The organism is Chromohalobacter sp. (genome assembly GCF_039830575.1).
Lineage (GTDB): Bacteria > Pseudomonadota > Gammaproteobacteria > Pseudomonadales > Halomonadaceae > Chromohalobacter > Chromohalobacter israelensis.
In genome coordinates this window covers 34,612-60,954 of record NZ_JBDOOX010000013.1, presented here as the reverse complement: position 1 = coordinate 60,954, position 26,343 = coordinate 34,612, and the positions used below count along the sequence as shown (strand labels likewise).

Genomic DNA, 26,343 nt, shown 5'->3' with positions numbered 1-26,343 from the left:
TCGGAGGTCGTCATGTTCAAGACCCTCATGGTTCCCGTCGACGGTTCGCAGGCGGCCAGCGTGGCACTGGATGTCGCCTGCAAGCTGGCCCATGCCGATCAGGCACGTCTGCACATCCTTCACATCCCCGAATCGCTGGCCCACGACACGCTTCTGGTGTGGGGCGTCGGAGCCGTTCCGATGCAGGCCAGTTCCGACGAGCTCGACCGCGCCGGCCGGCAATTGCTCGACGCCGCCAAGCAGGCCGCCGGCGAGCGTGGCATCACCGACGTCGAAGGTTCATTGCATCAGGGCGACCCGGCAAGGGTGATCATCGAGCAGGCCAGGGCGCTGAACGTCGATGCCATCGTCATGGGCAGCCGTGGCTTGAGCGACATCGCCGGTCTGGTCGTCGGCAGCGTATCGCACAAGGTTTCGCATACCGCGCCCTGCCGCGTCATCAGCGTGCATTGATACCGCGGGCGAGACCTCATGCCAGCGAAAAGAAATCGCGCAACTGCCAGGCCACGCCATTCGGATGATGGTGACCGATGCGGATGGCGTCAGGTACCCGACGTGGCAGGTCGGGATGCGCGTTCTCCATGACGAACCCGTGGCCGGCCAGCGCCAGCATCTCGGCATCGTTGAGGTTGTCGCCGAACGCCAGGCACCGCGCGGCGGGGAGATCGAGAAGGGCCAGCAACCGTTCCAGCGTGGCCCCCTTGTTGACGCCCTCGGCCATGATCTCCAGCGAATGAGCCATCGAATAGGTCATGTGCAACCGCGTGCCCAGCGTTTCGGTGATGCTCTGTTCGAGCGCTGCCAGGGCCTCGGGGTCACCGATGCACAGCACCTTGCCCACGCCACGACCGTCATGTGCCTCGAGATCGGCCACCCGATAGTGGAATCCGGTGTGGGCGTGCAAGGCCTTCAGCTCGGGTGCCGACGCATCGATCAGCCACTCGTCCCCGGTGTACAAATTTAGCCGGATGTCGGCACCGCGCGGCAGCTCGACCAATGCCCGAACCAGCTCGGCCGGCACCCACTGCTCGGCGATAAGGCTGTCGTCGGGCCCGTAGAGGTGCGCCCCGTTGGTGCTCATGATGTACGCGGACACGCCCAACCGTCGGCGGAACGCCGTGATGTCGTGAAAATGACGTCCAGACGCCAACGCCAGGTGATGTCCACGTGCGGCGAGTGCCTGAAAGGTCTCGATGGTCAATTCATCGAGATCGTGCTCGGCATTGAGCAGCGTGTTGTCCAGATCCGTGACGATCAGATGAGGTTGCATGCGGCTTCCCGGTTGGTCCTCGACGCGACTAGAGTACCGCATGTGGGATCGGCACCGGGAATCGTTCCGTCGAATACTGGCCGCGTGCACGGCAGGCATTCGCCGGAACCATCTCAACATCGCCTCAATCCGTACGCGACAGCAATGCCTCACGCAGTGACGTCGAGAGGGGCGGCTCGGCCAACCAGATACCGAGATAGGTGCGCGCGAGTCGCATATCGTCCGATACGAAGCGAATATTGCCATTCAGGGCTAGAGACAATCGCGGCGTCTGCGGGTCCCATTCGAGCCGATAGCGATCGCCTTCGGTGACATCGACCATGGCATCCTGTAGCGCCTCTATCCCGGCGCGCAGCGGCTCACGCATCGTCGTCGCATGCTGCTTGCGCAAGACGGACCAGGTCGCCTTGCGAATATCCTCGCGGGACACGTCACGCTGGTACTCGAGCACCAGACTCAGCGGCACTTCGGCATTGACGATGGCCGCACGGCTGGCACCGGCCGGTGCATACAGGGCGGCGTCATAGACATCCCACAGCAGGTAACTGGCCGTTCCCGTTCCCTGCAGGACGAGTGCGTCCCCCCCCCACGATGCTTTGCTGCGAAAACGGCTCGGCAAGCGCAGTGCCCACGCTGCACGTGGTGGTGAGCGCCAGTGACAGCCCTCGGGCGAAGCCGGTTAACGCAGCACGTATCGTCATGGTGCCTCCCATCTCGATTAGCATGGCGACAAGCCGAGCGACTCCCTCACCTTTATTCCGAGGGGCCACCATGGGCATTCGTAGCATACCGCATGTCGACTCGACGCATAGCACCAGAGAAACTCGAATCAGGCAGGCATCATCAGGGGACACCTTGAGGATCGCCTCCGGGGACCTCATACCTTACCCATGACGCATGACGTCTTCTCAAAGCCGTCAGTAAGCATTCGCCAAAGACACCCCCAGGAGAGTCCCATGAAGACGCTCGTCATCGGCGCCAACGGTCAGATCGGCCGCCAGTTCTGCGAACTCGCCCACCAGGCCGGTGTGCCGATTCGCGCCATGATCCGTGACACGGCCCAGCAGGCATGGTTTCAGGCGCGTGGCATCGAGACGGTGCTCGCCGATCTGGAAGGCAACTTTCGAAAGGCGTTCTACGGCTGCGATCAGGTGGTGTTCGCGGCGGGCTCCGGCCCGCATACCGGCCCCGACAAGACACTCATGATCGATCTGCATGGTGCGTTGAGTGCGATCGACCTGGCCGCGACGCTGGGCATCGGGCGTTTCATCATGGTCAGCGCCATGCGGGCCGACCGGGTCCTCGAGGCCCCGGCCAAGCTGCGCCCCTACATGGCCGCCAAGCATGCCGCCGACGCGCACCTGCGCGCATCACGTGTGCCCCATGTGATTCTCAAGCCCGGCCGGCTCACCGACGAGGCCGCGACACGGCGGGTCACGACCGACGTGGCCGGCGCCGACGACAACCGTATCTCGCGCGCCAATGTCGCCCACGCGCTGCTCGAAGTGGTGCGCCGCCACGACCTGCGCCAACGCGAGTTCTCGCTACTCGACGGTGATACCGACATCGCCGAGGCACTGCGCTGATCCAACGCCCGCCCCCTCGGTCGAGTTCCCCGCCAAGCGCCGGTTGGCGGGGAATACGCGAACCCGTATAGTGTCGATCTACTCCCCCCAACCGAACGTGTCTCGATGCTGCAGAACAACTCCGCGCTTGCCCAGCTCAAGCAACAGATTCGTGAAACGACGCCCCGCGTGCAGGGCGTCATCAAGGCAACCGACCGGGGCTTTGGCTTTCTCGAAGCCGACGACGGCAGTTCCTACTTCGTTCCGCCCCCCGCCATGAAGCAGGTCTTGCATGGCGATCGCGTCGATGCCCTGCTCAAGCAGGAGGGGGACAAGACCTCCGTCGAGCCCGACACGCTCATCGAAGCGGGGCTCGACCGGTTCGTGGCGCGCCTGGTCAAGCGCGACGGACGTCTCAGCGTGGTGCCGGACCATCCGTCCATCAACAACCAGCTGCGCGCACGCCTCAAGAACTCGCTCGATGAAAGTACCCTGGGCGACGGCGACTGGGTGGTGGCTCGTCTGGTGCGCCATCCTCTCAAGCCCGACGATCGCGGGTTCTTCGCGCAAGTCGACGAGCTGGTGGTCAAGGCCGACAACCCCGCGGTCCCCTGGCGCGTGACCCTGGCGCGTCATGCGCTGGAGCAAGCCTCACCGCAATTCGGCGAACAATGGCCGCTGCACGATGAAGGGCTCGAACGCGAAGACCTCACCGCGACGCCCTTTTTCACCATCGATGGTGAAAAGACGCGCGACATGGACGACGCCCTGTACATCGAGACACTCGAGGACGGCTGGCGTCTCAGCGTGGCGATCGCCGACCCCACGGCTTACGTGCGCGAAGGCGACGCGGTCGATCGCGAGGCGCAGACCCGTGCCTTCACGGTGTATCTGCCGGGCCAGAACGTCACCATGTTGCCGGAGCTGCTCGCCGATGACCTCTGCTCCCTGAAGGAAGGTGAAGAGCGGCCGACCCTCGTCTGCACGCTGGACGTCCATCGCGATGGCAGCCTCGGCGAATACCGCTTTTTCGCCGCGCAGGTTCGCTCGCAGGCACGCCTGGTGTACGACCAGGTCTCCGATTGGCTGGAAGGCCAAGGCGACTGGGCGCCCGCCGACGACACCATCGCCACCCAGCTCCAGGCGCTGGCCGAGATGACCAAGGCCCGCAACGCTTGGCGTGAACAGCACACGCTGGTCTTCAAGGATCGCCCCGACTACGTCTTCGATGTCGACGATGCCGGCAACGTGCTGGCGGTTCGCATCGAGGAGCGGCGCGTCGCGCAGCGCATGATCGAGGAATCGATGATTGCCGCCAATGCGTGCTGCGCCGACTTGCTCGCGGCTCACGTGGGACACGGCATCTTCAATGTGCACCAGGCCTTCGAGCCCGAGAAAGCCGATCAGGCCATCGAGTTCCTGGCCAATCAGGACATTAGCGTGGAGCGCGAGCAACTGCTGGAGCTCTCGCGGTATCGCGAACTGCGTCGCGCGCTCGAGGCCCGCGAGGACGCCTGGCTCGACGCGCGCCTGCGCCGTTTCCAGGGGTATACCAACATGTCCGCGCAGCCGGGCCCGCATTTCGGCCTGGGACTGTCGGCGTACGCCACCTGGACCTCACCGATCCGCAAGTACGGCGACATGGTCAACCACCGCCTGATCAAGCGTGTACTCAAGGGAGAAGCGGCCCCCGCCGAGGCGAGCCAGGCACTGACCGAGCAGCTCACCGAGCGGCGGCGACTCAATCGCATGGCGGAGCGCGACGTCAAGGATTGGCTCTACGTGCGCTACCTCGGCCCCGCCGCCGAAGCCGGCGAGGTCTTCGAGGCGGATATCATCGCCATCAACCGCGGCGGCATGCGAGTGCGCCTGACGGCCAACGGTGCCACGGCCTTCGTGCCGGCGCCGTTCATGCACAGCGATCGCGACAAGGTTGCCATCGACGACAAGGAAGGTCGCATCCAGATCGAGGGCGAGCCACGCTACAAGCTCGGCGACACCATCAAGGTGGCCCTGGCCGAAGCGGTCGAGTCGACACGCTCGCTGGTGGCACGCCCCGCCGCCTGACGCTTCGCCATGCCCTGCGTCACGAGTAGTGGACGCGGGGCATGGCGTGTGCCAGCGTAAGCTCATGACAACGCGGTGACATTCATACGACAGGCCCCCGGGCCCCAGCGGTCACTCCGTAAACCAACCGGGAAGGTTTCAGGGAGTTGCACCTTGCACATCGCCGATATCACGATGTTCTATGCCCCTGCCAGCGGCGGGGTACGCACCTATCTGGAAGCCAAGCGCAATCGCCTGGCGAAGCTGCCGGGGGTCACGAGCAGCCTGCTCGTCCCCGGGGCCTACCATCGTAGCCACGGCTCCATCCACGAAGTTCCCGCCCCCCCACTGCCCTTTAGTCAGGGCTATCGCTTCCCCTTGAAGCGTCGTGGCTGGCAACGCGAACTTCACCGGCTGGCACCGGATCTCATCGAAGCCGGCGACCCCTACGTCACCGCCTGGGCGGCGCTCGATGCAGGGCGCGCCCTGGACGTCCCGGTGGTCGGCTTCTATCACTCCGATCTGCCGCGCCTCATCGGCAATCGTCTCGGCAACTGGACGCGCGCCGCCCTCGACCGCTACGTGCGGAACCTGTACGGCCATTGCGATCGCGTGCTCGCGCCGAGCCGGGTCATCGCTGACCGACTCCAGACGCTCGGCCTCGACAATGTCGCCGTACAACCGCTCGGCGTCGACCTGACGACGTTTTCGCCACAGCGCCGGCAATTCGCCTTTCGCCAGCGTCTCGGCCTCGATGACGACACGCGTCTATTGATCTTCGTGGGGCGCGGTTCGCGGGAGAAAAACCTGTCGGTGCTGCTGGACACCGCACGACACCTGGGCAAGGGATATCATCTGGTGTTGATCGGCCCGCAAATGCCGCAGCGCGTCCCCGACAATGTCAGCGTCATCGGCCGTTACACGGCCACCGCCGATGTCGCCGACTGGCTGGCCAGCAGCGACATTCTTCTGCATGCCGGCACTCAGGAGACCTTCGGCCTGGTCGCCCTGGAGGCCATGGCGAGCGGCATTCCGGTCGTCGCGGCACGCGCCGGTGCCTTGGCCGAGAATGTCCCCCTCGGCTGCGGGCGACTCTGCGAGCCCCACTCGGCACAGGACATGGCGCGCGCGGTGCGCGAACTCTGCGCCGACGCTCCCGAGGAGCAGGGACGCCGGGCCCGCCAGCACGTCGAGCGACACCATGACTGGGATATCGTGGTGTCCAGCTTGATGCATCATTATCGTGAATTGACCGGGCAGCGCGTCAACACGGAGAGCCTACAGCATGGCTGATCGACATCTCGCCCTCGTTCTGCACGATGTCGCGCCGGAAACCTGGCCCGACTACGCCGAGTTCGTCGCGCGTGTCGATGACCTGGCACGCACGCACGGACCGATCCCGATCACCTGGCTGGTGGTCCCGGATTTTCACCACCGCAGCGATTGCCGGCTCGACGAAACCTTCCTCGACCGCATGCACGGCCGTCTTGCCGCAGGCGATGAGCTGGCCCTGCATGGCTGCTACCACAGCGATGATGCGCCCCCGCCGCGTACACCACGCGACTGGTTCATGCGCCGCTTCTACACCTGGGAAGGCGAATTCTACGCGCTGGACGAGCATCAGGCCGCCGACCGCCTGGACAAGGGCATCGCGCTGTTTCGCTCCCAGGCGTGGCCACTCACCGGGTTCGTGGCACCGGCATGGCTGATGAGCGAAGGGACTCGGCACGCCCTGGCCAAGCGCGACTTTGTCTACACCAGCGATCCTCAGCATCTCTACACCTTGCCGGACTTCACGCCTCTCGAGGCACCGGGGCTGGTGTGGAGCGCCCGCAGCGCATGGCGGCGCGGCATGTCACGCCTGGTCAATGAAACCCAACGCTGGCGTAGCCGCCAGGCGCCACTGCTGCGTCTGGGTCTGCACCCCGTGGACATGCGCCATGCCAGCGTGCGGGAATACTGGCTCACCACGCTGGAGCGCCTGCTGGTGGCGGGGCGTCGTCCCATCACCAAAAACGACTGGATCGCCCGACAACATCGCCGAGAGTCGCAGGCGGCATGAAGCGACTCGTTCTACTCCTGGCGCTCGGTTTACTGGCGGCCATCACCATTCCCGTGCTCTTCGGCGGCCGCGACCTCTTTGCCGAACTGGCAAGTTTTCCGCTGCAGCAACTGCTCTTGATGCTGGCATTGATCGGTATCTGCTGGAACATCAACGCCCTGCGGCTTCGCCTGCTGCTCGCGGGACGTGCCGGGCGCCTCGGTCAGACACGCGCGGTGGGCATCGTGATGTCCACGGAGTTCGCCATCTGCGCCACGCCCGGCGGCACCGGCGGCTTGCTCACACTTCTCGGCTTGCTGGCCCGACGTGGCATCCGTCCTGCGCAGACCACCGCCATCTTTGCCGTCGACCAGCTCACCGACCTGCTCTTCTTCCTGTCCGCACTCATCGGCGTGGCCCTGTATGTCGTGATAGAGGCCATCGACCTCGATCTCGGCTGGCTGGTGGGGCTGCCATCGCTGTTGCTGGTGTGCGGCTTCGTGCTGCTGTGGCTCGTCATGCGCCATTACACGCGTCTGTTGCAGGTTACCGGCGGCTGGCTGGAACGGCTCAAGGTCCGTCGCAAGGCCCGCTTCGGTTTCGCCCGGCGGCTACTGCATTTCCGCAATGCATTGATCGAGACGCTGCGTCTCCCCCGCCTGACCCTGCTGTCGGTCTTTGCCTTGTGCTGCATGCATTGGATGCTCCGCTACAGCGTGCTTTACCTCGCCGTGAAGGGACTCGGCGCGCATATAGACTGGGCCTGGACCTTCCTGGTGCAGATGCTGTCCATGGCAGCGGGACAATTGAGTTTCCTCCCCGGTGGCGCTGGCGGCGCGGAACTGACGTCGACCGCCTTGCTGGCACCGCTGATCGGCAAGCAGAGCGCCGCCGCCGCGGTGCTCATCTGGCGTTTCGTCACCTACTACTTCTACCTCATTGCCGGGTTCCCGGTCTTTTTGGCGCTGGCCGGCCGCACCTTCGTCAAGCTGCTGTACCGGCAGCGTTAGTCGATCGCCGTTTCTGCCCCGAAGACGCCCTTTCGGTCGACCGCTTGCCACGTCTTGTCAGCCTCCCAAATTGTCAGTCCCCAAACGCAAGAAGGCATCCCCGGAGGGATGCCTTCAACGTGCGGGTGATTCGGCGGCATGTCACCGCCGACGATCACACCTGCGACTTACCAGCCCGTGGCTGCCTTCAGCGCATCGCCGATCTCGGCGAGCGAACGCACGGTCTTGACACCTGCAGACTCGAGCGCAGCGAACTTCTCGTCGGCCGTGCCCTTGCCCCCGGCGATGATGGCGCCCGCATGGCCCATGCGCTTGCCCGGAGGCGCCGTCACACCGGCGATATAGGATACCACCGGCTTGGAGACGTGCTCCTTGATGTATGCCGCGGCTTCTTCTTCCGCCGTGCCGCCGATCTCGCCGATCATCACGATGGCTTCGGTCTGCGGGTCCTTCTCGAACATCTCGAGCATGTCGATGAAGGTGGAGCCCGGGATCGGGTCGCCGCCGATGCCCACGCAGGTGGACTGGCCGAAGCCGTGATCGGTGGTCTGCTTGACCGCTTCATAGGTCAAGGTGCCCGAACGCGAGACGATACCGACCTTGCCCGGCTTGTGAATGTGACCCGGCATGATGCCGATCTTGGTCTCGCCCGGCGTGATCACGCCCGGGCAGTTCGGCCCGATCAGGCGCACACCCAGCTCGTCGCACTTGACCTTGACGTCGAGCATGTCGAGAGTGGGAATCCCCTCGGTGATGCACACGATCAGCTTGATGCCGGCATTGGCCGCTTCCAGGATGGAATCCTTGCAGAACGGCGCGGGCACGTAGATCACGGACGCTTCGGCACCCGTCGTTTCGACGGCTTCCTTGACGGTGTTGAACACCGGCAGGCCGAGGTGCGTCTGGCCGCCCTTGCCCGGCGTCACGCCACCGACCATCTGGGTACCGTAGGCGATCGCCTGCTCGGAGTGGAAAGTCCCCTGGCCACCCGTGAAACCTTGGCAGATGACCTTGGTGCTCTTGTCGATCAGGATACTCATTACTTGCCCTCCGCTGCTTTGACGACCTGCTGGGCCGCGTCGGTCAAGCTGGTAGCAGCGATGATGTTCAGTCCACTGGATGCCAGTTTCTCGGCGCCCAGCTCGGCGTTGTTGCCCTCGAGACGCACCACGACCGGCACGTTGACACCGACCTGCTCGACGGCACCGATGATGCCTTCGGCGATCATGTCGCAACGCACGATGCCGCCGAAGATGTTGACCAGGACGGCCTTCACGGAATCGTCGGACAGGATGATCTTGAACGCCTCGCCGACGCGCTCTTCCGTCGCACCGCCGCCAACGTCAAGGAAGTTGGCCGGCTGGCCGCCATTGAGCTTGATGATGTCCATGGTGCCCATGGCCAGGCCGGCACCGTTGACCATGCAGCCGATGTTGCCTTCCAGGGCGACGTAGTTGAGTTCCCACTCCTGAGCATGCGCTTCGCGCTCGTCTTCCTGAGACGGGTCACGCATCGCCTGCAGATCGGGGTGGCGATACAGGGCATTGCCGTCCAGACCGATCTTGGCATCGAGGCAATGCAGATTGCCTTCGTCGGTGATCACCAGCGGATTGATCTCGAGCAGCGCCAGATCCTTTTCCTGGAACAGCTTGGCCAGCCCCAGGAAGATCTTGGTGAACTGCTTGATCTGCGCGCCTTCGAGACCCAGCGCGAAGGCCAGCTCACGCGCCTGATACGGCTGAGCGCCGACCAGGGGATCGATCTCGGCCTTGAGAATCTTCTCGGGAGTTTCCTCGGCAACCTTCTCGATTTCCACGCCACCTTCGGTGGAAGCCATGAAAACGATGCGGCGGGTGCCACGGTCGACGACGGCGCCCAGGTACAGCTCGTTGGCGATGTCGGTGCAGTTCTCGACCAGGATCTTGGCGACCGGCTGACCCTTCTCGTCAGTCTGGAAGGTCACCAGGTTCTTGCCCAGCCACTGCTCGGCGAAGGCCTTGGCGTCGGCGGGGCTTTCGACCAGCTTGACGCCGCCGGCCTTGCCGCGGCCGCCCGCGTGAACCTGGGCCTTGACGACCCACTTGTCACCACCGATCTTCTTGCACGCTTCGGCGGCTTCTTCGGGGGTATCCACGGCGAAACCCTTGGACACCGGTAGACCATAATCGGCAAACAGCTGTTTGCTCTGATACTCGTGAAGGTTCATCGTGTCATGCCATTGGTTGCATGTGACTCGAATGGTGGCGGCCACCCACGAGGTCGCCGTCACCCCTGTTCGCTCCCGCCGGGGCGGGAGCGACGCGTCTCTACACTGAAACGCAGATCGAAACGCTTACTTGCGCTTCTTGCGGTTGGCCATGTGAATGGCGTGACCATCCACCGCCAGGGCCGCTTCGTGCACGGCTTCCGAGGTGCTCGGGTGCGCGTAGCATGTCAGGGCCAGGTCCTCGGCGCTGGAGCCGAACTCCATGGCGATGACGCCTTGCGCGATGAGCTCCCCGGCATGCTGACTGATGATATGCAGCCCCAGGACACGGTCGGTCTCGGCATCGGCGATGATCTTGGCCATGCCCTCCGGCGCATTGTTGGCCAGCGCACGACCGTTGGCGGAGAACGGGAAGGAGCCGGTCTTGACCTCGATTCCGGCTTCTTTGGCGTCCTGCTCGTTCATGCCGACCCAGGCGACTTCGGGTGCGGTATAGATCACGCTGGGGATGGCGTCGTAGTTCATCTCGGCCTTATGACCGGCGATGATATCGGCCACCATCATGCCTTCCTCGGAGGCCTTGTGCGCCAGCATCGGCCCGCGCACCACATCGCCGATGGCGTAAACGCCCGGGACGCTCGTGCGGCATTCGTCGTCGACGAACACGGACCCGCGCTCGTCGAGCTTGACGCCCACGTCGTCGCTGAGCACGCCTTCCGTGTAGGGACGACGCCCCACGCAGACGATCAGCTTGTCGAAGGTCTGTTCCTGTTCACCGTTGGCGTCGGTGTACTTGACCACGACTTCCTTGTCCTTGACCTCGGAACCGGTGACCCGTGCTCCCAGCTTGATGTCCAGGCCCTGCTTCTTGAACAGTTTCTGCGCTTCCTTGGCGACGTCCTTATCGACCATCGGCAGGAATGAATCCATCGCTTCGAGGACCGTGACATCGCTGCCCAGGCGGCTCCATACGCTGCCCAGCTCGAGGCCGATGACGCCGGCGCCGATGACGCCGAGGCGCTTGGGCACCTCGTCGAATTCGAGGGCACCGCTGGAATCGACGATCAATCCTTCGGTCAGCGGCGTCGGCGGAATTTCCACCGGCACCGAGCCGGAGGCAATGACGATGTTCTCGGCCTCGTAGGAAGCGGTCTCGCCGTCGTGGCCGGTCACCTCGACCTGCTTGCTGGACACGACCTTGCCGGTGCCTTCCAGCGCAGTGACGCCATTGGCCTTGAACAGCGCGCTGATGCCGCCCACGTTCTTGGCGATCACACCGTCCTTGAACTCGAGCATCTTGGCAATGTTCGGGGTCGGCTCGCCGGCGTCGATGCCAATCTCGGCGAAGTGATCACGAGCCTCGGCGAACTTGTGGGACGTTTCCAGCAACGCCTTCGAGGGAATGCAGCCCACGTTCAGACAAGTACCGCCGTGCACGGTCTTGCCTTCCTTGTTGACCCACTTCTCGACACAGGCGGTCTTCAACCCCAGCTGCGCGGCACGAATGGCTGCCACGTACCCGCCAGGCCCGGCGCCAATAACGATCACATCGAATTTATCGGCCATGAAATCATCCTGTTCGCATTCAGTTTAAAAGTCGCACGCATCATTCGGCGACGGCCATCACACGTCGAGCAAGAAGCGCGCGGGATCTTCCAGCAATTCCTTGATCGTGACCAGGAACTGTACTGCATCCTTGCCGTCGATCATGCGGTGGTCGTAGGAGACGGCGAGATACATCATCGGACGGATCTCGACCTTCCCGTTCACGGCCATCGGGCGTTCCTGAATCTTGTGCATCCCCAGAATCGCGGTCTGCGGCGGGTTCAGGATCGGCGTCGACATCAGCGAGCCGAAGATACCGCCATTGGTGATGGTGAAGGTGCCGCCCTGCATGTCCTCGATGCCGAGCTTGCCTTCACGGCCACGCTGGCCGAAGTCGCCGATCGTTTTCTCGACATCGGCCAGCTTCATGCTGTCGGTATCGCGAAGCACCGGTACCACCAGACCACGCGGCGTGGAAACGGCGACACCGATGTCCTGGTAGCCGTGGTAGACGATGTCGGTGCCATCGATGGAAGCGTTGACGTCCGGGAAGCGCTTGAGCGCCTCGGTCGCCGCCTTGACGAAGAAGCCCATGAAGCCGAGCTTGACGTCGTGCGCCTTCTGGAAGCTGTCCTTGTACTGACTGCGCAGCGCCATCACCGCGCTCATGTCCACCTCGTTGTAGGTGGTGAGCATGGCGGCCGTTTGCTGCGCCTGGACCAGGCGCTTGGCAATGGTCTGGCGCAGACGGCTCATCGGCACACGCTTCTCGGGGCGCTCGCCCTCGACGGCCGGCGCCGGCGCAGCAGCGGCCTTGACGTCACCGCCTGACGGCTTGGCGCTCTTCTTGGCGGAGCCGTCCTTGACGGCTTTCTGCACGTCCTCTTTCAGGATGCGACCGCCCTTGCCGGTGCCTTCGATCTTGTTGACGTCCAGATCATGCTCGGCCACCAGCTTGCGTGCCGCGGGCGCCAGGATCTTGTCGCCGACCTTTTCGTCACTGCCGCCGTCTGACGCGGCGGGTTCACCCGCATCCTTCGAAGCGGCGGCATCACCGCCACTCGCCTCGCCGCCGGCGCCTTCGGCAAAGACCGCGAGCACGGCTTCGGACTCGACCTGCTCGCCTTCCTGCACCTTGATCTCGCTGAGGGCACCGTCGGCCGGCGCTACCACTTCGAGCACGACCTTGTCGGTCTCGATATCCGCGAGGATCTCGTCACGCTTCACCGCTTCGCCGACCTGCTTGTGCCAGGTGGCGACGGTGCCTTCCTGCACGGACTCAGGGAAGCTCGGAGCCTTGACATCATGCTGCTTGCCGGAGGCGGCAGGCTTGGCATCGGCCTTGGCCGGTGCGGTGTCCTGGCCACTGTCGTCGCTCTTTTCCGCGCTTTCCTGAGAGGCGGCCTTGTCGTTGCCGCCTTCGCTGGCCGCGCCCAGCATTCCCAGAACCTGCTCGGAGTCGCAAGTATCGCCTTCCTCGACCTTGATCTCGGTCACGGTACCGGCTTCCGGGGCGACGACCTCGAGGACGACCTTGTCCGTCTCGATCTCGACGATCAGTTCATCACGTTCGACGCTGTCACCGACCTTCTTGTGCCAAGTGGCGATGGTGCCCTCGGCGACGGATTCTGGAAAATTTGGCGCTTTGATCTCGGTAGCCATGTCGTTTCCTTAGTGTTTTCTCTCGATCCCGATGAAACGCCTCACCCAGTAATGGCGTCTTCTACCAGCTGGCGCTGCTGTTCAACATGGACGGACATATAGCCGGATGCCGGCGCGGCGGAAGCCGGGCGTCCCGCGAACTTCAGGTCGCGTCCCAGGCCTTCCTTCACCATGTCGGCCACCAGACGCATGTGGTGCTGGCTTTGATACCAGGCCCCCTGATTGAGCGGCTCTTCCTGGCACCAGACGACCTGCTCGAGGTTGGGATAGGTCTTGAAGACTTCGTACAGCTCTTCCTTGGGGAAAGGATAGATCTGCTCCAAGCGCACGATCGCCACGTCGTCGTTGCCGTTCTCGGCCCGGTAGCTCGCCAGGTCGTAGTAGACCTTGCCCGAGCACAGCACCACACGCTTGACGCTCTCGGCGTCGCGCTTGCCCTGGTCCGGCAGTACCATCTCGAAACGCCCGTTGGCCAGATCCTCCAGCGTGGAGGTCGCCTCCTTGTGACGCAGCAGGCTCTTCGGCGACATGATCACCAGCGGCTTGCGCAGTGGACGGATCACCTGGCGGCGCAGCAGATGGAAGATCTGGGCCGGCGTGGTCGGCATGCAGACCTGCATGTTGTGCTCGGCACACAGCTGCAGGAAGCGCTCGAGACGCGCCGAGGAGTGCTCGGGGCCCTGCCCTTCGTAGCCGTGCGGCAGCAGCATGGTAAGGCCGCAGAGCCGGCCCCACTTGGTCTCGCCGGACGAAATGAACTGGTCGATGACGACCTGTGCACCGTTGGCGAAGTCGCCGAACTGCGCCTCCCAGATGATCAAGGCATTGGGCGTGGTCGTGGAGTAGCCGTACTCGAACGCCAGGGCGGCTTCTTCGGACAGGAAGGAGTCGCGGATGGTGAAATTCGGCTGGCCTTCCTTGATGTACTCCAGCGGCACATAGGTCGAGCCGTCCTTCTGGTTGTGCACGACCGCATGCCGGTGCGAGAAGGTACCGCGACCGGTATCCTGCCCCGTCAGACGAATCGGATGCCCTTCGTCCAGCAGGGTGGCATACGCCAGGGTCTCGCCGAAGCCCCAGTTGACGGCCAGATCGCCGGCCGCCATCTTGCGACGGTCTTCGTAGATCTTGGCCACCTGGCGCTGGACCTCGATGCCCTCGGGCACTTCGCACATCTTGGCGGCAAGCCGCTGCATGCGGGTCATGTCGATCGAGGTGTCGGCATCGCCGGTCCACTCATGGCCGAGATACGGGGTCCAGTCGACGAACAGCTCCGTATTGGGCTGCTTGACCAGCGCATTGGCCACGTGATTGCCCGCCACCAGATCCTCGCGATACTTCTCGACCATGGCGGACGCTTCGTCCTCGCTGATCATGCCCTGCTGGACCAGACTCGCCACATACAGCTCCCGCGAGCTCTTGTGCGACTTGATCTTCTGGTACATCAGCGGCTGCGTGCCGGAGGGTTCATCGGCCTCGTTGTGGCCACGCTTGCGATAGCAGACGAGATCGATCACCACGTCCTTGTTGAACTGGTAACGATAGTCGACGGCCACTTGCGTGGCATGAATCACCGCCTCGGGGTCGTCACCGTTCACATGGAAGATCGGCGCCTGAACCATCTTGGCGATGTCGGTGCAATATTCCGTGGAGCGCGCATCATCAGGCCGCGAGGTCGTGAACCCGACCTGGTTGTTGATGACGATGTGCACGGTGCCGCCGGTCTTGTAGCCGCGGGTCTGAGACATCTGGAATGTCTCCATGACCACGCCCTGCCCCGCAAAGGCGGCATCGCCGTGGACCACGACCGGCAACACCTTGGCGCCCTCGCTGTCGTCGCGACGATCCTGACGCGCGCGCACCGAGCCTTCGACGACCGGCGACACGATCTCGAGGTGCGAGGGATTGAACGCCAGTGCCAGGTGCACTTCGCCGCCCTCGGTCATCACGTTGGAACTGAAGCCCTGGTGGTACTTCACGTCCCCGGAGCCCTGCTGGATGACTTTCTTGCCATCGAACTCGTCGATCAATTCCGAGGGACTCTTGCCCAGCAGATTGACCAGCAGGTTCAGGCGGCCCCGGTGGGCCATGCCGATGACGACTTCCTTGGTACCGTAATTGCCGGTGCGCTGGATGATTTCGTCGACCATCGGAATGAAGGTCTCGCCACCTTCCAGGCCGAAGCGCTTGGTGCCCGGATACTTGGAAGCAAGATAGCTTTCAAGCCCTTCCGCTGCCGTCAGGCGTTCGAGAATGTGCTTGCGCACATCGACGCTGTAATCCGGCTTGGAACGCACCGATTCGAAGCGCTGCTGCAGCCAGCGTTTCTCGTCGGTGTTGACGATATGCATGAATTCGCAGCCGATGCTGCGGCAGTACGTCTGCTCCAGAACCTCGACGATTTCCTTGAGCGGCGCCTGGTCCTTGCCCAGAAAGAGGGAGCCCGTCTGGAAAGACGTTTCCATGTCAGCGTCGGTCAACTGATGGAAAGACAGTTCCAGATCGGGAATGGGCGTCGGGCTGCGCAGCCCCAGCGGATCGATATCGGCACGCTGATGGCCACGGAAGCGATAAGCGTTGATCAGCTGGAGAACCTTGACCTGCTTCTTGTTCTCGCCGCTGTCGGCGGGACCGGCGGCGGGGCCGCGACGGTTTTGGGCCAACTGGTAGAACTGGTCGCGAATCGGACTGAGAGGAACGTCGTGGGAGGGGGCGCCTTCCGGACGGGGTAACTGGTCGAAATAGTTACGCCATTCGTCGGGAACCTCTGAGGGATCGACGAGATATTGCTCGTAGAGCGCTTCCACGTAGTGGGCGTTGCCGCCGCTGACATGGGAAGTGCGCCACATCAACTCCATTGTGCCTTCTTGCATCTCTTGGTCACCCTATGCACTGATGGGTGTTCTTGGCGCTGGCACGCCCGGACGTGCCGGCGTCACTTGGAACCTGCGTCGGGCAGGCTGGCGTCATACGCGACGCCGGGTCCACTTATCGTCAAAAGCCGGTGCACGAGGCACCGGCTGCAACGGTCGCGGGACCGGCTTCCTGCGACGCCTTGTCGCAGGAAGCGGCTTGTTGCCAATGATAACAAGCCAAGCGGCGCGATTTAAGTGGCATTGGACAGTAACATCTCGCGAATCTTGCCGATCGCCCGTGTCGGGTTAAGCCCTTTGGGGCAAACCGCCACGCAGTTCATGATGCCGCGGCAGCGGAACAGGCTGAACGGGTCCTCGAGCCGCGCCAGACGCTCGCTCGTGGCGGTGTCGCGCGAATCGGCGAGGAAGCGATATGCCTGCAGCAACCCGGCCGGCCCCACGAACTTGTCCGGGTTCCACCAGAACGACGGGCACGCAGTCGAGCAGCAGGCGCACAGGATGCACTCGTAGAGACCGTCGAGCTTGTCGCGCTCCTCCGGCGACTGCAGGCGTTCCGTGGCCGGCGGGTTGGTGTCGTTCTGCAGGTAAGGCTGGATGCTCTCGTACTGCTTGTAGAACACCCCCATGTCGACCACCAGGTCACGAATGACCGGCAGGCCCGGCAACGGACGCAGCACCAGCTTGTTGTCCTTGACCACCTCGGACAGCGGCGTGATGCATGCCAGACCGTTCTTGCCGTTCATGTTCATGCCATCGGAACCGCAAACCCCTTCACGGCAGCTGCGACGATACGCCATGGAACTGTCCTGCTGCTTGATCATCTCAAGCGCATTGAGAACCATGATATCGCGACCCTGGGTGTCCAGTTGGAACTCCTGCATGTAGGGCGCGGAGTCGGTTTCCGGGTTGTAGCGGTAGATAGATACCTGAAGCGTGGACATCTTGGACAACCCCTTAGTAAGTGCGGATTTTCGGCTCGAAGGTATCGACGGTCTTCGGCGCAAAGTTCACATCACGCTGTCCCAGGCGCTTTTCGACCGGGAAGTACATGGAGTGCTTGAGCCAATTGGCGTCGTCGCGGTCCGGGTAGTCGTAGCGCGAATGCGCACCACGGCTTTCCTTGCGCTCCAGGGCGGAAATGGCCGTAGCCTCCGCAACTTCGAGCAGGTTGTCGAGCTCCAGCGCCTCGACACGCGCGGTGTTGAAGGCGTTGGACTTGTCGGACAAGTGAGCATTGGCGATGCGCTCGCGCAGATCGGCCAGCTTCTTGACGCCCTGCTGCATGTTGTCTTCCTGACGGAAGACGCCGAAGTCATTCTGCATGATGTCCTGCAGTTCGGCGCGCAGGTCGGGCACCGCTTCGCCGCCGCTGGACTCGTCCCAGCGAGTGATGCGCGCCATGGCGCTGTCGATGTCGGACTGGGCCGCCTCGAGGTAATCGACCCCCTCGTTGAGGGCTTCCTCGATGAACATGCCGGCAGCACGCCCGAACACCACCAGGTCGAGCAACGAGTTGCCGCCCAGACGGTTGGCGCCGTGCACCGAGACGCATGCCGCTTCGCCGCAGGCGAACAGGCCGTTGACGATCTGATCGTTGCCGTCGGCATCCTGCATGATGGCCTGGCCGTGCACGTTGGTCGGCACGCCCCCCATCATGTAGTGACACGTCGGCACGACGGGAATCGGATCCTTGGCCGGATCGACGTGAGCGAAGGTCTTGGAGAGTTCGACGATCCCCGGCAGACGCTTGCTCAGTACCTCTTCACCCAGGTGATCGAGCTTGAGCATGACGTGATCGCCGTTTTCGCCGCAGCCACGACCTTCCAGGATCTCCATGACCATGGCGCGCGCCACGACGTCACGACCGGCGAGGTCCTTGGCGTTCGGCGCATAACGCTCCATGAAGCGCTCGCCGTCCTTGTTGATCAGGTAGCCGCCTTCGCCACGACAGCCTTCGGTGACCAACACCCCTGCGCCGTAAATGCCGGTGGGGTGGAACTGCCACATTTCCATGTCCTGCATGGGGAAGCCCGCACGCAGGGCCATGCCGATCCCGTCGCCGGTATTGATCAGGGCATTGGTCGTGGACGCGTAGATGCGGCCCGAGCCGCCGGTGGCCAGCACCGTCGCCTTGGATTTGATGTGCACGACTTCACCGGTCTCGATGCACATGGCAATGCAGCCGACCACGTCGCCGTTGGCGTTCTTGACCAGATCGACCGCGTACCACTCGTTCAGGAAGACGGTGTTGTTCTTCAGGTTGTTCTGATACAAGGTATGCAGCAGCGCATGGCCGGTACGGTCGGCGGCGGCACAGGTCCGCGCGGCCTGGCCGCCCTTGCCGAAGTCCTTGGACTGACCGCCGAAGGGGCGCTGATAGATGCGGCCGTTGTCGAAGCGTGAAAACGGCAGCCCCATGTGTTCCAGCTCGAAGACCGCCTTGGGCCCTTCGGAACACATGTACTCGGCGGCTTCCTGGTCGGTAATGTAGTCACCGCCCTTGACGGTGTCGTACATGTGCCAGCGCCAATCGTCGTTGGGATCGGCGGAAGCGATGGCGCAGGTAATGCCGCCCTGTGCGGAAACGGTGTGCGAGCGCGTCGGGAAGACCTTGGTGATGACCGCCGTCTTCTTGCCCGACTTGGCCAGCTCGAGCGCGGCGCGCAGGCCGGAGCCACCACCGCCGATGATGATTGCGTCGAATGTCAGGCTACGCATATTGGACATGGATTAGGCTCCCCAGAGGACTTGAACGCCCCACACCAGAAAAACGAAGATGGCCAGCATGACGACCGCTTGAAACGCGAAACGCACGCCCGTCTGTTTGAGATAGTCGGTCGACACGGTCCACAGACCGACCCAGGCGTGCGCCGCGATGGAGATGAAGGCCAACAAGGAGAACACCCGCATCCAGGTCTGCGAGAAGAGCCCGCTCCAGGTGGCGTAATCGAGCCCCGGATGGAACAGGAGATACAGGACCATGAACAGAGCATAGACGGCCAGGATGACGGCCGAAATGCGCTGGATCAGCCAATCGGACAGGCCACTACGGCCGAGATTCGTGATGTTGGTTACCATACCCAGACTCCTGCCAGAACCACCAAGATGGCACTGATCACGACGGTGATCTGTGCCTTGCGATACCCACCTTCGAGATCCACGCCGATCCCGGCATCCATCAACAGGTGCTTGATACCTGCCACGAAATGGAAGCCCAACGCCGAGAGCAGGCCCCAGGCGATCAGTTTGGCGAGAACGTTGTTGGCGAGGGTGTCACGTACGGCTTCGAAGCCTTCGGGAGACGAGAGTGACACGTCAAGGGCCCAGAAACCGAAGATCAGTCCTATGAACAGGATGATACCGGTGATCCGGTGGGCAATGGAGGTCAATGCGGGAAGTGGGAACTTTATCGTCGTCAGGTCTAGGTTTACGGGTCTTTTGCTATTCACGGCTCATCACACTCTCTTGGCCCGCCAGCGGCTGGGGCTGTACCCGGTGCGGGCGGTGGTTTGAGGGGAAGGCCTTGGTCGAGGGCTTACATGACCAAGCCATGCTCCTGCCAGTCGCGCGGGATAAGATTATAAGGACCGGGGCATGCCATGACAAATGAGATAGCGCTTGCAGCCACTTCCATCGGAGCGTCAAATAGGGGCGCAATCCCGGGCAGAGACCTTGTTTGCACTGCTATTCTCGTCACGCCTCGACACGGCATGCGCGAATCCTCACGTTCCCGCAGGGCGCCCTTGGCCCAATTGACAATCTTCCGCGTGGTTCTATAGTAGGCGAACCATTTTCGCTGGCATGGCAAGCAAGACAAAGACTTAGGTAAAAAGAGGAGGCCATAATGGCTGACAGGAAAGCGCAGTTGACGGTAGAAGGGTCGGACAAGACCATCGAGTTCCCTGTCTACTCTGGTACCGTCGGGCCTGATGTGATCGACGTCCGCGGCCTGACCAGCGAAGGTCTGTTCACCTATGACCCCGGCTTCGTCGCCACCGCCTCCTGCGAGTCGGGCATCACTTATATCGACGGTGCTGCTGGCGTCTTGCTCCACCGCGGCTATCCCATCGATCAATTGGCCGAGAACTCCAATTACGTCGAGCTCTGCTACCTTCTACTGTTCGGCGAACTGCCGAGCAAGGGGCAATACGACGATTTCGCGGCCACGGTGCGCAACCACACCATGGTCCACGAGCAGATCGTGAATTTTTACAAAGGCTTCCGTCGCGACGCCCACCCGATGGCGATCCTGTGCGGCGTGGTCGGCGGCCTGGCAGCCTTCTATCACGACAATCTGGACATCACCAAGGAAGAGGAACGCCGCGTCAGCGCGATCCGCCTGGTCGCGAAGATGCCGACGCTGGCGGCGATGTGTCACAAGTACAACATCGGCCAACCGTTCAACTATCCGCGCAACGATCTGAACTACTCGGAAAACTTCCTCTACATGATGTTCGGCAATCCTTGCGAGACCTACGAGGTCAACCCGGTCTTCGCCAAGGCCATGGATCGCGTCTTCATGCTGCATGCCGACCACGAGCAGAATGCCTCCACCTCCACGGTGCGCATGGCCGGCTCCACGGGCGCCAACCCATTCGCCTGCATCAGCGCCGGTATCGCCGCCCTATGGGGTCCGGCCCACGGCGGCGCCAACGAAGCCGTATTGGCCATGCTGGACGAAATCGGCGACGACTCCGAGGAAAACATCCAGCGCTACATCGACAAGGCCAAGGACAAGGACGATCCGTTCCGCCTGATGGGCTTTGGTCACCGCGTCTATCGCAACTTCGACCCGCGCGCCAAGGTCATGAAGGAAACCTGCGACGAGGTGCTGGGCGAACTCGGCCTCGCGGACGACCCACAGCTCAAGATCGCCAAGCGGCTCGAGCAGATCGCCCTGGAAGACGAGTACTTCATCGAGCGCAAGCTCTACCCCAACGTCGACTTCTACTCCGGCATCATCCTCAAGGCGATCGGCATCCCGACCAACATGTTCACCGTGATCTTCGCCATGGCTCGTACGATCGGCTGGATTTCCCACTGGAACGAAATGATCAGCGGCAGCTTCCGCATCAGTCGCCCCCGTCAGCTGTATACAGGGCACACACAGCGGGATTACCCGGCCAAGTAAGCGGCTGTTCATCAACCACTTCACGCTGCCGACGAGCCGCCCTGAGGGCGGCTCGTTGCGTTTGGTGAGAGGATGGCTGCCAAGCCCTGAGCGTTTTCCACACTTTCTGTGGATAACCCTGTTCAAAACCTTTAGTCAGTCGCTCAGAAACACCATGACAAGGGGGTTACGCTCAAATTGGTTATTTTTTGATCTAACCTAGGTCATTGAAAATAAAGAAATTTTTCAATAACGCTCGACGCGACCCCATGCCACGCGGCGTTATGCACAACACTGCGACGACGGGATGCAACGGTGGACAAAGCCACGGAAGTGTCAAGGGAAAAAACGTATAAATACGTCTAAGGAAGGAGGGGTACGGCGACAAAAAAAGACGCTTTCGCGTCTCGGGCCGATACCATCATATCCAGGAAAGGTGGCGTCCCATAGGGGGTTCGAACCCCTGTTACCGCCGTGAAAGGGCGGTGTCCTAGACCACTAGACGAATGGGACGCATCATCTTGATGTTTGGTGGAGCCTAGCGGGTTCGAACCGCTGACCTCAACACTGCCAGTGTTGCGCTCTCCCAACTGAGCTAAGGCCCCGTGCCTTCAAGACGGTGCGTATGTTACCGACCCACCCCTTCCACGTCAACACTTTTCAGGAAGAAGGGAGAACGTGCCTGCCCCTCCAGGTGGCATAGCGGCGTTCCCCCTCTTCCAGGCGCAAGGCGCCTCGACTCACACCTGCAACTGCCGATATTCCTTCTCGAAGCGCTTGGCCTGTTTCTTGGAGACACCACCCAGCACCTCGATGGCATGACGCAGCCGCGCGCGGGTCATGTCCGACCCCAGAATGGCCATGGCATCCAACACCGATGTCGATGTCGCACTGCCGGTCACGGCGATGAAAACCGGCGCCAGGAACGCCTTCATCTTCATGTCGAAGGCCTCGGCCAGAGCCTTGACGTCATCGAGCAGCACGTCCTTCTCCCAGCGGGAGACGCCTTCGAGACGCCAGGTCAGGAACTGCAGCAACTTGAGCAGCGTTTCATGCTCCAGCTTGATGCCGTCGAAACTGGATGCCTCGAGCGGCGGCACACCGGAAAAGAAATGCCCGGCCAGCGGCATGACATCGGACAGTGTCGAGATGCGCGGGCGCACCTGCGGCAGAATCTGATTGACGTAGGCATCATTGAACGCCCACTCGCGCAACGCCTGGAGCAGCGCTGCATCGTCCAGATCCTCGCGAATGTACACCCCGTTGAGCCAGGTCAGCTTTTCGAGATCGAAGACCGGCCCCCCCAGGGAAACACGCTGGATATCGAAGTTCGCCATCATCTCCTCGAGCGTGAACTTCTCGCGGTCGTCGGGCATCGACCATCCCATGCGGCCCAGATAATTGGTCACTGCCTGCGGCAGAAACCCCATCCGCCGGTAATAATTGATGGAAGTCGGATTCTTGCGCTTGGAGAGCTTCGACTTGTCCGGGTTACGCAGCAGCGGCATGTGGCATAGCGTCGGCATCGGCCAGTCGAAATACTCGTACAGAAGCTTGTGCTTGGGTGCCGAGTTGATCCATTCCTCGCCACGCATCACGTGGGTGATGCCCATCAGGTGATCGTCGACGACATTGGCCAGGTGGTAGGTCGGCATGCCATCGGACTTGAGCAGGATCTGCGCATCGACCTGGGCCCAGTCCACCTCGATCTCGCCTCGCAGCATGTCGCTGATCACGCAGCTGCCCTCCCCGGGCACCTTCATGCGCACCACATAAGGCCACTGCTCACGCTCGCGACGCGCCACTTCATCGTCGGGAAGCGCCAGATCCGCCGGCTTGAGCGCCAGGTGCAGACCCGCCGCCTTGCGCGCTTCGCGCAGTTCGTCGAGCTCCTCGCTGGTCCGGTAGCACTTGAAGGCGTGCCCGGCATCGAGCAGCTGCTGCGCATATTGCGCGTAGATATCGCCCCGCTCACTTTGACGATAGGGGCCATGCGGGCCGCCCACGTCAGGCCCCTCGTCCCATTCCAGGCCCAGCCAGCGCAGCGAGTCGAGAATCATCTGCTCCGACTCGGCCGTCGAGCGCACCCGGTCCGTGTCCTCGATGCGCAGAATGAACTGTCCACCATGCTGGCGCGCGAAGCACAGATTGAACAAGGCGATATAGGCCGTGCCGACATGAGGATCGCCGGTGGGCGATGGTGCGATACGCGTACGTACGGTCATGGAATTCCCGATCATTGGTGATTGACGATGGCACCATTATACGCATGCGCCTATCCGGCATCAGCACCACCGGGCCAAACGCCGGCGAGATCGAAGCTCGATGTCACGCGAGGCGTCACAACGCCAGGTGCTCGCGAAACCAGTCGGTGATGAAATCCAGATAGGCCCGGGTCTTGTCGGGCAGGTACTTGCGCGAGCGGAACAGCACCAGCATGCTGCCATGCTCGTTCCAGTAAGGCTGAAGCAGCGGAATGAGCTGCCCCTCCTCCACCGCCGCGCGTGCCGCGAACGTCGGCAGGTACGCCAGCCCGAAGCCTGACTTCGCGGCCTCCACGACACCCAGCAGATTATTGATCACCAGGCGTGAATTGGGCTCGATGTCCAACGGCTGACCATTCAAGGAAAAACGCCAATGGGCGCCGAGGTCATAGTTGCCGTAGAACACCGTATCGTAGTCGGCAATATCCCGTGGATGCAGGGGGCGGCCGGCACGTGCCAGGTAATCAGGGGCGGCATACAGGCCGTACACCACCTTGCACAAGGGACGCGACACCAGGCTGGATGGCGGCAAGGGCCCCATGCGGATGGCCAGATCCACCGAATCGTCGATAGGCTCGAAACGCTGGTCCTCGAGCAGAATTTCCACCGACACGTCAGGGTACCGCCGCATGAAGGCCGTGGTAGGCGCCGCCAGGTACATGAACCCGAAACTGACCTGGGCACTGACCTTGAGCTGGCCGCGGGGCTGTGATGTGACCGACTGCACCTGAGCTTCCGCCGACTGCAGTTCCTCGATGACGCGAAGCCCGTGCTCGTAATAGATCTGCCCGGCTTCGGTCAGACGCAACGAGCGGGTCGACCGGTTGAGCAAGTTGACGCTCAACTCATCCTCCAGCGCCGCCACGCGCTTGGAGGCCAGCGACTTGGAAATGCTCAGACGCCGCGCCGCCGCCGTAAAGCTGCCTGCCCGCACGACCTCGACGAACACCCGCAATGCATCCAGTGTGGTCACGACAATGCCTCTCTCACGCTTCTGTTTCTAAATCGGAAACACTAGTTTTCGATTGTACCCTCTTATTACGCAAAGGCCGACTGCCTATACTGACGCCGCCCGGGATCACGAGACTCTCGCCCCGGGATGCGTGACCTCTTCTCGTGAAGTCGTCACGCGCACGCTACCGGCGCACGACGGCTTCTGGCCCAAGGGCGCTGGGTGGCGCCTTCAGTGAAAAAGCTTTTCCTTTGCGCCATATGCCTGCTCTTCGGAGCGGCTGGCGCCTTTTCGCCTATCCTTCCCCCCCTCCTCCCGGAGCGAGCGACGCAATGCCGCCCTGGCGACATGCGTGATTTTATCGCTGACAAGGCAACCGCCTAGAGGAAAACCCTGAAAGAACGACTACGCTTCAACCCGAAACATACTTTGGTCCTGGCTGGATATGCTAACGCGTTCACATCATGGCGAGATGTACAAATGGACACATTAGGACCGCGAATCAAGCAGCTAAGGATGGAAGCCGGCTTGAGCAAGGCCGCACTAGCCAGACGTGTCGGCGTGTCGGACGTGACGATTTCCTACTGGGAGTCGGGCACGATCAAGCAAATCGGCCATGAGCGACTCCTCTCCCTCGCCGAGGCATTGGAATGTCCGCTCGAAAGACTGCTGGACAACAACACCCCGACGCACCACGAGTTCGAGGGCGAGCTCGCTCATGCCAGCATACTGGCGCTGCATAGCGCCTCTCCTCCCCCGTGGGAACGGCATTCCCTGGCTCCTGTGGCATCCGCGCCGGGGTCGACACTCAGCGAACTGCTTCAAGGGTGTTATCTCGTTACGCCAGCCGATGGCGAAACCTTCGCACATCTAGGGACCGGCGATATCGCCGCCGTCTTCCCCACATCGCATTTCGATGAGGAAGGCCTGTATCTCCTGCAATGGCGACACACACTCGTCATCCAGCAGCTCAGCCGACTTCCTTCAGGGGCGTTGAGCATGGACGGCGAGCCACCCAGCGAGACCTTGCCGCCACAATCTCTCTGCATCATTGGACGCATTCGGGCACGCTGGCAGCAACGCCGCGACAACGAGTGACCCCGGGATCGATCTCAGGGATGCCTCTGCCGGCCCACCCGGGCGCTCGAGGATCGGAACGCGTCTCATGGTCCATACTCGGAGAGACCAGGCGCGGAGAGCGCAAGCACTGCGGAGGACATCATGACGAGACTGCTGCTGTTCATGGCAATTGCTGCCATCACATGGCCTGTATTCGCCAGCGACCCTGGCCAGCAGGACTCTCTGAGCGATGCGCGGGAACGCAACCAGCTTCAACGCGACATCAGCAGCGACCGCGCCACGGTCACCGAAAGGCGCCAAGCGCTGGAGCGTAGCCAGCGCCGCGACGACGATTTCGACGACCGGCTGCGCCATGAGCGTCAACTCGAACGCTCCCAGCGCCAGTTGGAGGACTCACAGCGCTCTCTCAGGGAGCGGCGTCGGGACACGTCACCGTGATCGTTGCCGACAGCACGACATAAAAAAGCCCGACCGAAGCCGGCCGGGCTCTATCGCAAAACTGCATTTCCTTGCAGCTGTCACGGACATCCTGTCCGCGCCTCCTTGCAGTGCTAGGCGTCCTTTCTGCCTGTCTTCCTTGCTCTCCGCCCTTCCCTGGCGGACATGCACACCATGGCAGAAGACAGGCAGTAGAAAAACTGATCTGTATTAAACAATGCCGATTTAATGTTTCGAAGTGTAATAGGGGCGCGCCATTGCGATACAAGCGCGACCGC

The 26,343-nt window shown here is 62.4% G+C and carries 22 protein-coding genes and 2 tRNA genes; 9 read left to right on the top strand and 15 right to left on the bottom strand.

Features of this window, described 5'->3' with window-relative positions:
• Positions 1 to 12: 12 nt before the first annotated feature.
• Positions 13 to 453 (top strand): universal stress protein, encoded by a 441-nt coding sequence (locus ABGX75_RS12780; RefSeq protein WP_035410471.1) that lies wholly within the window; start codon positions 13 to 15, stop codon positions 451 to 453.
• A 16-nt stretch (positions 454 to 469) separates the two neighbouring features.
• Here the strand turns inward: ABGX75_RS12780 and ABGX75_RS12775 are convergent, their stop codons facing one another.
• Both ABGX75_RS12775 and ABGX75_RS12770 read right to left on the bottom strand, forming a co-directional pair.
• Entirely contained in the window at positions 470 to 1,270 is an 801-nt protein-coding gene (locus tag ABGX75_RS12775) for an HAD family hydrolase (RefSeq protein WP_347410523.1), read from the bottom strand.
• Positions 1,271 to 1,394: 124 nt separating this feature from the next.
• On the bottom strand, positions 1,395 to 1,889 hold the full coding sequence (locus tag ABGX75_RS12770; RefSeq protein ID WP_347410524.1) for a chalcone isomerase family protein: 495 nt from the start codon (positions 1,887 to 1,889) through the stop codon (positions 1,395 to 1,397).
• A 337-nt stretch (positions 1,890 to 2,226) separates the two neighbouring features.
• On the opposite strand from ABGX75_RS12770, the gene ABGX75_RS12765 reads away from it, so the two are divergent.
• From ABGX75_RS12765 to ABGX75_RS12745, 5 genes are all read left to right on the top strand, one after another.
• Positions 2,227 to 2,856, top strand: a complete 630-nt coding sequence (locus ABGX75_RS12765) for an SDR family oxidoreductase (RefSeq protein WP_011506527.1) — start codon at positions 2,227 to 2,229, stop codon at positions 2,854 to 2,856.
• 105 nt (positions 2,857 to 2,961) lie between these two features.
• Positions 2,962 to 4,902, top strand: coding sequence for an exoribonuclease II (locus tag ABGX75_RS12760; protein ID WP_011506526.1), 1,941 nt, complete (start codon positions 2,962 to 2,964; stop codon positions 4,900 to 4,902).
• Positions 4,903 to 5,055: 153 nt separating this feature from the next.
• Entirely contained in the window at positions 5,056 to 6,174 is a 1,119-nt protein-coding gene (locus ABGX75_RS12755; RefSeq protein WP_011506525.1) for a glycosyltransferase family 1 protein, read from the top strand.
• The gene (locus ABGX75_RS12750) at positions 6,167 to 6,943 is read left to right on the top strand and encodes a polysaccharide deacetylase family protein (RefSeq protein WP_347410525.1); all 777 of its coding nucleotides are present in this window, start codon (positions 6,167 to 6,169) and stop codon (positions 6,941 to 6,943) included. Before ABGX75_RS12755 ends, ABGX75_RS12750 begins: the two co-directional genes overlap by 8 nt.
• Positions 6,940 to 7,932 (top strand): lysylphosphatidylglycerol synthase transmembrane domain-containing protein, encoded by a 993-nt coding sequence (locus ABGX75_RS12745; protein ID WP_011506523.1) that lies wholly within the window; start codon positions 6,940 to 6,942, stop codon positions 7,930 to 7,932. The genes ABGX75_RS12750 and ABGX75_RS12745 overlap by 4 nt, the downstream gene beginning before the upstream one ends.
• Before the next feature lie 167 nt (positions 7,933 to 8,099).
• On the opposite strand, the gene sucD is transcribed toward ABGX75_RS12745, so the two are convergent.
• The 9 genes from sucD to sdhC form a co-directional block, all read right to left on the bottom strand.
• Positions 8,100 to 8,972, bottom strand: a complete 873-nt coding sequence (gene sucD, locus ABGX75_RS12740; protein WP_011506522.1) for a succinate--CoA ligase subunit alpha — start codon at positions 8,970 to 8,972, stop codon at positions 8,100 to 8,102.
• Complete coding sequence (gene sucC / locus ABGX75_RS12735) at positions 8,972 to 10,138, bottom strand: ADP-forming succinate--CoA ligase subunit beta (protein ID WP_035411545.1); 1,167 nt, start codon at positions 10,136 to 10,138, stop codon at positions 8,972 to 8,974. Before sucC ends, sucD begins: the two co-directional genes overlap by 1 nt.
• Before the next feature lie 126 nt (positions 10,139 to 10,264).
• Complete coding sequence (gene lpdA / locus ABGX75_RS12730) at positions 10,265 to 11,704, bottom strand: dihydrolipoyl dehydrogenase (RefSeq protein ID WP_179152187.1); 1,440 nt, start codon at positions 11,702 to 11,704, stop codon at positions 10,265 to 10,267.
• A gap of 57 nt (positions 11,705 to 11,761) precedes the next feature.
• Positions 11,762 to 13,345 carry a 2-oxoglutarate dehydrogenase complex dihydrolipoyllysine-residue succinyltransferase gene (gene odhB, locus ABGX75_RS12725; RefSeq protein WP_347410526.1) on the bottom strand — a complete coding sequence of 528 codons (1,584 nt, stop codon included), beginning with the start codon at positions 13,343 to 13,345 and terminating at the stop codon, positions 11,762 to 11,764.
• Between the two features lie 41 nt (positions 13,346 to 13,386).
• Entirely contained in the window at positions 13,387 to 16,218 is a 2,832-nt protein-coding gene (locus ABGX75_RS12720) for a 2-oxoglutarate dehydrogenase E1 component (protein ID WP_011506518.1), read from the bottom strand.
• Between the two features lie 233 nt (positions 16,219 to 16,451).
• Positions 16,452 to 17,162 carry a succinate dehydrogenase iron-sulfur subunit gene (locus ABGX75_RS12715; protein ID WP_011506517.1) on the bottom strand — a complete coding sequence of 237 codons (711 nt, stop codon included), beginning with the start codon at positions 17,160 to 17,162 and terminating at the stop codon, positions 16,452 to 16,454.
• Positions 17,163 to 17,175: 13 nt separating this feature from the next.
• Positions 17,176 to 18,948: a succinate dehydrogenase flavoprotein subunit gene (sdhA, locus tag ABGX75_RS12710; protein WP_011506516.1), complete on the bottom strand. Its 1,773-nt coding sequence runs from the start codon at positions 18,946 to 18,948 to the stop codon at positions 17,176 to 17,178.
• Between the two features lie 3 nt (positions 18,949 to 18,951).
• The gene (gene sdhD / locus ABGX75_RS12705) at positions 18,952 to 19,299 is read right to left on the bottom strand and encodes a succinate dehydrogenase, hydrophobic membrane anchor protein (protein ID WP_011506515.1); all 348 of its coding nucleotides are present in this window, start codon (positions 19,297 to 19,299) and stop codon (positions 18,952 to 18,954) included.
• Positions 19,293 to 19,670 carry a succinate dehydrogenase, cytochrome b556 subunit gene (gene sdhC, locus ABGX75_RS12700; RefSeq protein ID WP_011506514.1) on the bottom strand — a complete coding sequence of 126 codons (378 nt, stop codon included), beginning with the start codon at positions 19,668 to 19,670 and terminating at the stop codon, positions 19,293 to 19,295. The genes sdhD and sdhC overlap by 7 nt, the downstream gene beginning before the upstream one ends.
• Positions 19,671 to 20,065: 395 nt before the next feature.
• Here sdhC and gltA point away from each other — a divergent pair, with 395 nt between their 5' ends.
• The gene (gene gltA, locus ABGX75_RS12695) at positions 20,066 to 21,352 is read left to right on the top strand and encodes a citrate synthase (protein ID WP_347410527.1); all 1,287 of its coding nucleotides are present in this window, start codon (positions 20,066 to 20,068) and stop codon (positions 21,350 to 21,352) included.
• A gap of 416 nt (positions 21,353 to 21,768) precedes the next feature.
• On the opposite strand, the gene ABGX75_RS12690 is transcribed toward gltA, so the two are convergent.
• The 4 genes from ABGX75_RS12690 to ABGX75_RS12675 form a co-directional block, all read right to left on the bottom strand.
• Positions 21,769 to 21,844: transfer RNA gene (locus ABGX75_RS12690), tRNA-Glu, on the bottom strand.
• A 16-nt stretch (positions 21,845 to 21,860) separates the two neighbouring features.
• Positions 21,861 to 21,936 (bottom strand) — tRNA-Ala (locus tag ABGX75_RS12685).
• 135 nt (positions 21,937 to 22,071) lie between these two features.
• Positions 22,072 to 23,556: a glutamate--tRNA ligase gene (gene gltX / locus ABGX75_RS12680; RefSeq protein ID WP_347410528.1), complete on the bottom strand. Its 1,485-nt coding sequence runs from the start codon at positions 23,554 to 23,556 to the stop codon at positions 22,072 to 22,074.
• A gap of 115 nt (positions 23,557 to 23,671) precedes the next feature.
• Entirely contained in the window at positions 23,672 to 24,568 is an 897-nt protein-coding gene (locus ABGX75_RS12675; RefSeq protein WP_011506511.1) for a LysR family transcriptional regulator, read from the bottom strand.
• Positions 24,569 to 25,027: 459 nt separating this feature from the next.
• Here ABGX75_RS12675 and ABGX75_RS12670 point away from each other — a divergent pair, with 459 nt between their 5' ends.
• Complete coding sequence (locus ABGX75_RS12670; RefSeq protein ID WP_347410529.1) at positions 25,028 to 25,645, top strand: helix-turn-helix transcriptional regulator; 618 nt, start codon at positions 25,028 to 25,030, stop codon at positions 25,643 to 25,645.
• A gap of 123 nt (positions 25,646 to 25,768) precedes the next feature.
• Positions 25,769 to 26,065 carry a hypothetical protein gene (locus ABGX75_RS12665; protein WP_179152190.1) on the top strand — a complete coding sequence of 99 codons (297 nt, stop codon included), beginning with the start codon at positions 25,769 to 25,771 and terminating at the stop codon, positions 26,063 to 26,065.
• Positions 26,066 to 26,343: the final 278 nt, after the last annotated feature.

Bases quoted from the DNA above. Each gene is read 5' to 3' on its own strand.
- ABGX75_RS12745 (WP_011506523.1), top strand. From the start codon at position 6,940: ATGAAGCGACTCGTTCTACTCCTGGCGCTCGGTTTACTGGCGGCCATC.
- sdhD (WP_011506515.1), bottom strand. From the start codon at position 19,299: ATGGTAACCAACATCACGAATCTCGGCCGTAGTGGCCTGTCCGATTGG.
- ABGX75_RS12665 (WP_179152190.1), top strand. From the start codon at position 25,769: ATGACGAGACTGCTGCTGTTCATGGCAATTGCTGCCATCACATGGCCT.
- gltX (WP_347410528.1), bottom strand. From the start codon at position 23,556: ATGACCGTACGTACGCGTATCGCACCATCGCCCACCGGCGATCCTCAT.
- ABGX75_RS12715 (WP_011506517.1), bottom strand. From the start codon at position 17,162: ATGTCCACGCTTCAGGTATCTATCTACCGCTACAACCCGGAAACCGAC.
- ABGX75_RS12765 (WP_011506527.1), top strand. From the start codon at position 2,227: ATGAAGACGCTCGTCATCGGCGCCAACGGTCAGATCGGCCGCCAGTTC.
- gltA (WP_347410527.1), top strand. From the start codon at position 20,066: ATGGCTGACAGGAAAGCGCAGTTGACGGTAGAAGGGTCGGACAAGACC.
- ABGX75_RS12760 (WP_011506526.1), top strand. From the start codon at position 2,962: ATGCTGCAGAACAACTCCGCGCTTGCCCAGCTCAAGCAACAGATTCGT.
- ABGX75_RS12780 (WP_035410471.1), top strand. From the start codon at position 13: ATGTTCAAGACCCTCATGGTTCCCGTCGACGGTTCGCAGGCGGCCAGC.
- sucD (WP_011506522.1), bottom strand. From the start codon at position 8,972: ATGAGTATCCTGATCGACAAGAGCACCAAGGTCATCTGCCAAGGTTTC.
- ABGX75_RS12720 (WP_011506518.1), bottom strand. From the start codon at position 16,218: ATGCAAGAAGGCACAATGGAGTTGATGTGGCGCACTTCCCATGTCAGC.
- odhB (WP_347410526.1), bottom strand. From the start codon at position 13,345: ATGGCTACCGAGATCAAAGCGCCAAATTTTCCAGAATCCGTCGCCGAG.
- ABGX75_RS12775 (WP_347410523.1), bottom strand. From the start codon at position 1,270: ATGCAACCTCATCTGATCGTCACGGATCTGGACAACACGCTGCTCAAT.
- lpdA (WP_179152187.1), bottom strand. From the start codon at position 11,704: ATGGCCGATAAATTCGATGTGATCGTTATTGGCGCCGGGCCTGGCGGG.
- ABGX75_RS12670 (WP_347410529.1), top strand. From the start codon at position 25,028: ATGGACACATTAGGACCGCGAATCAAGCAGCTAAGGATGGAAGCCGGC.
- sucC (WP_035411545.1), bottom strand. From the start codon at position 10,138: ATGAACCTTCACGAGTATCAGAGCAAACAGCTGTTTGCCGATTATGGT.
- sdhA (WP_011506516.1), bottom strand. From the start codon at position 18,948: ATGTCCAATATGCGTAGCCTGACATTCGACGCAATCATCATCGGCGGT.
- ABGX75_RS12750 (WP_347410525.1), top strand. From the start codon at position 6,167: ATGGCTGATCGACATCTCGCCCTCGTTCTGCACGATGTCGCGCCGGAA.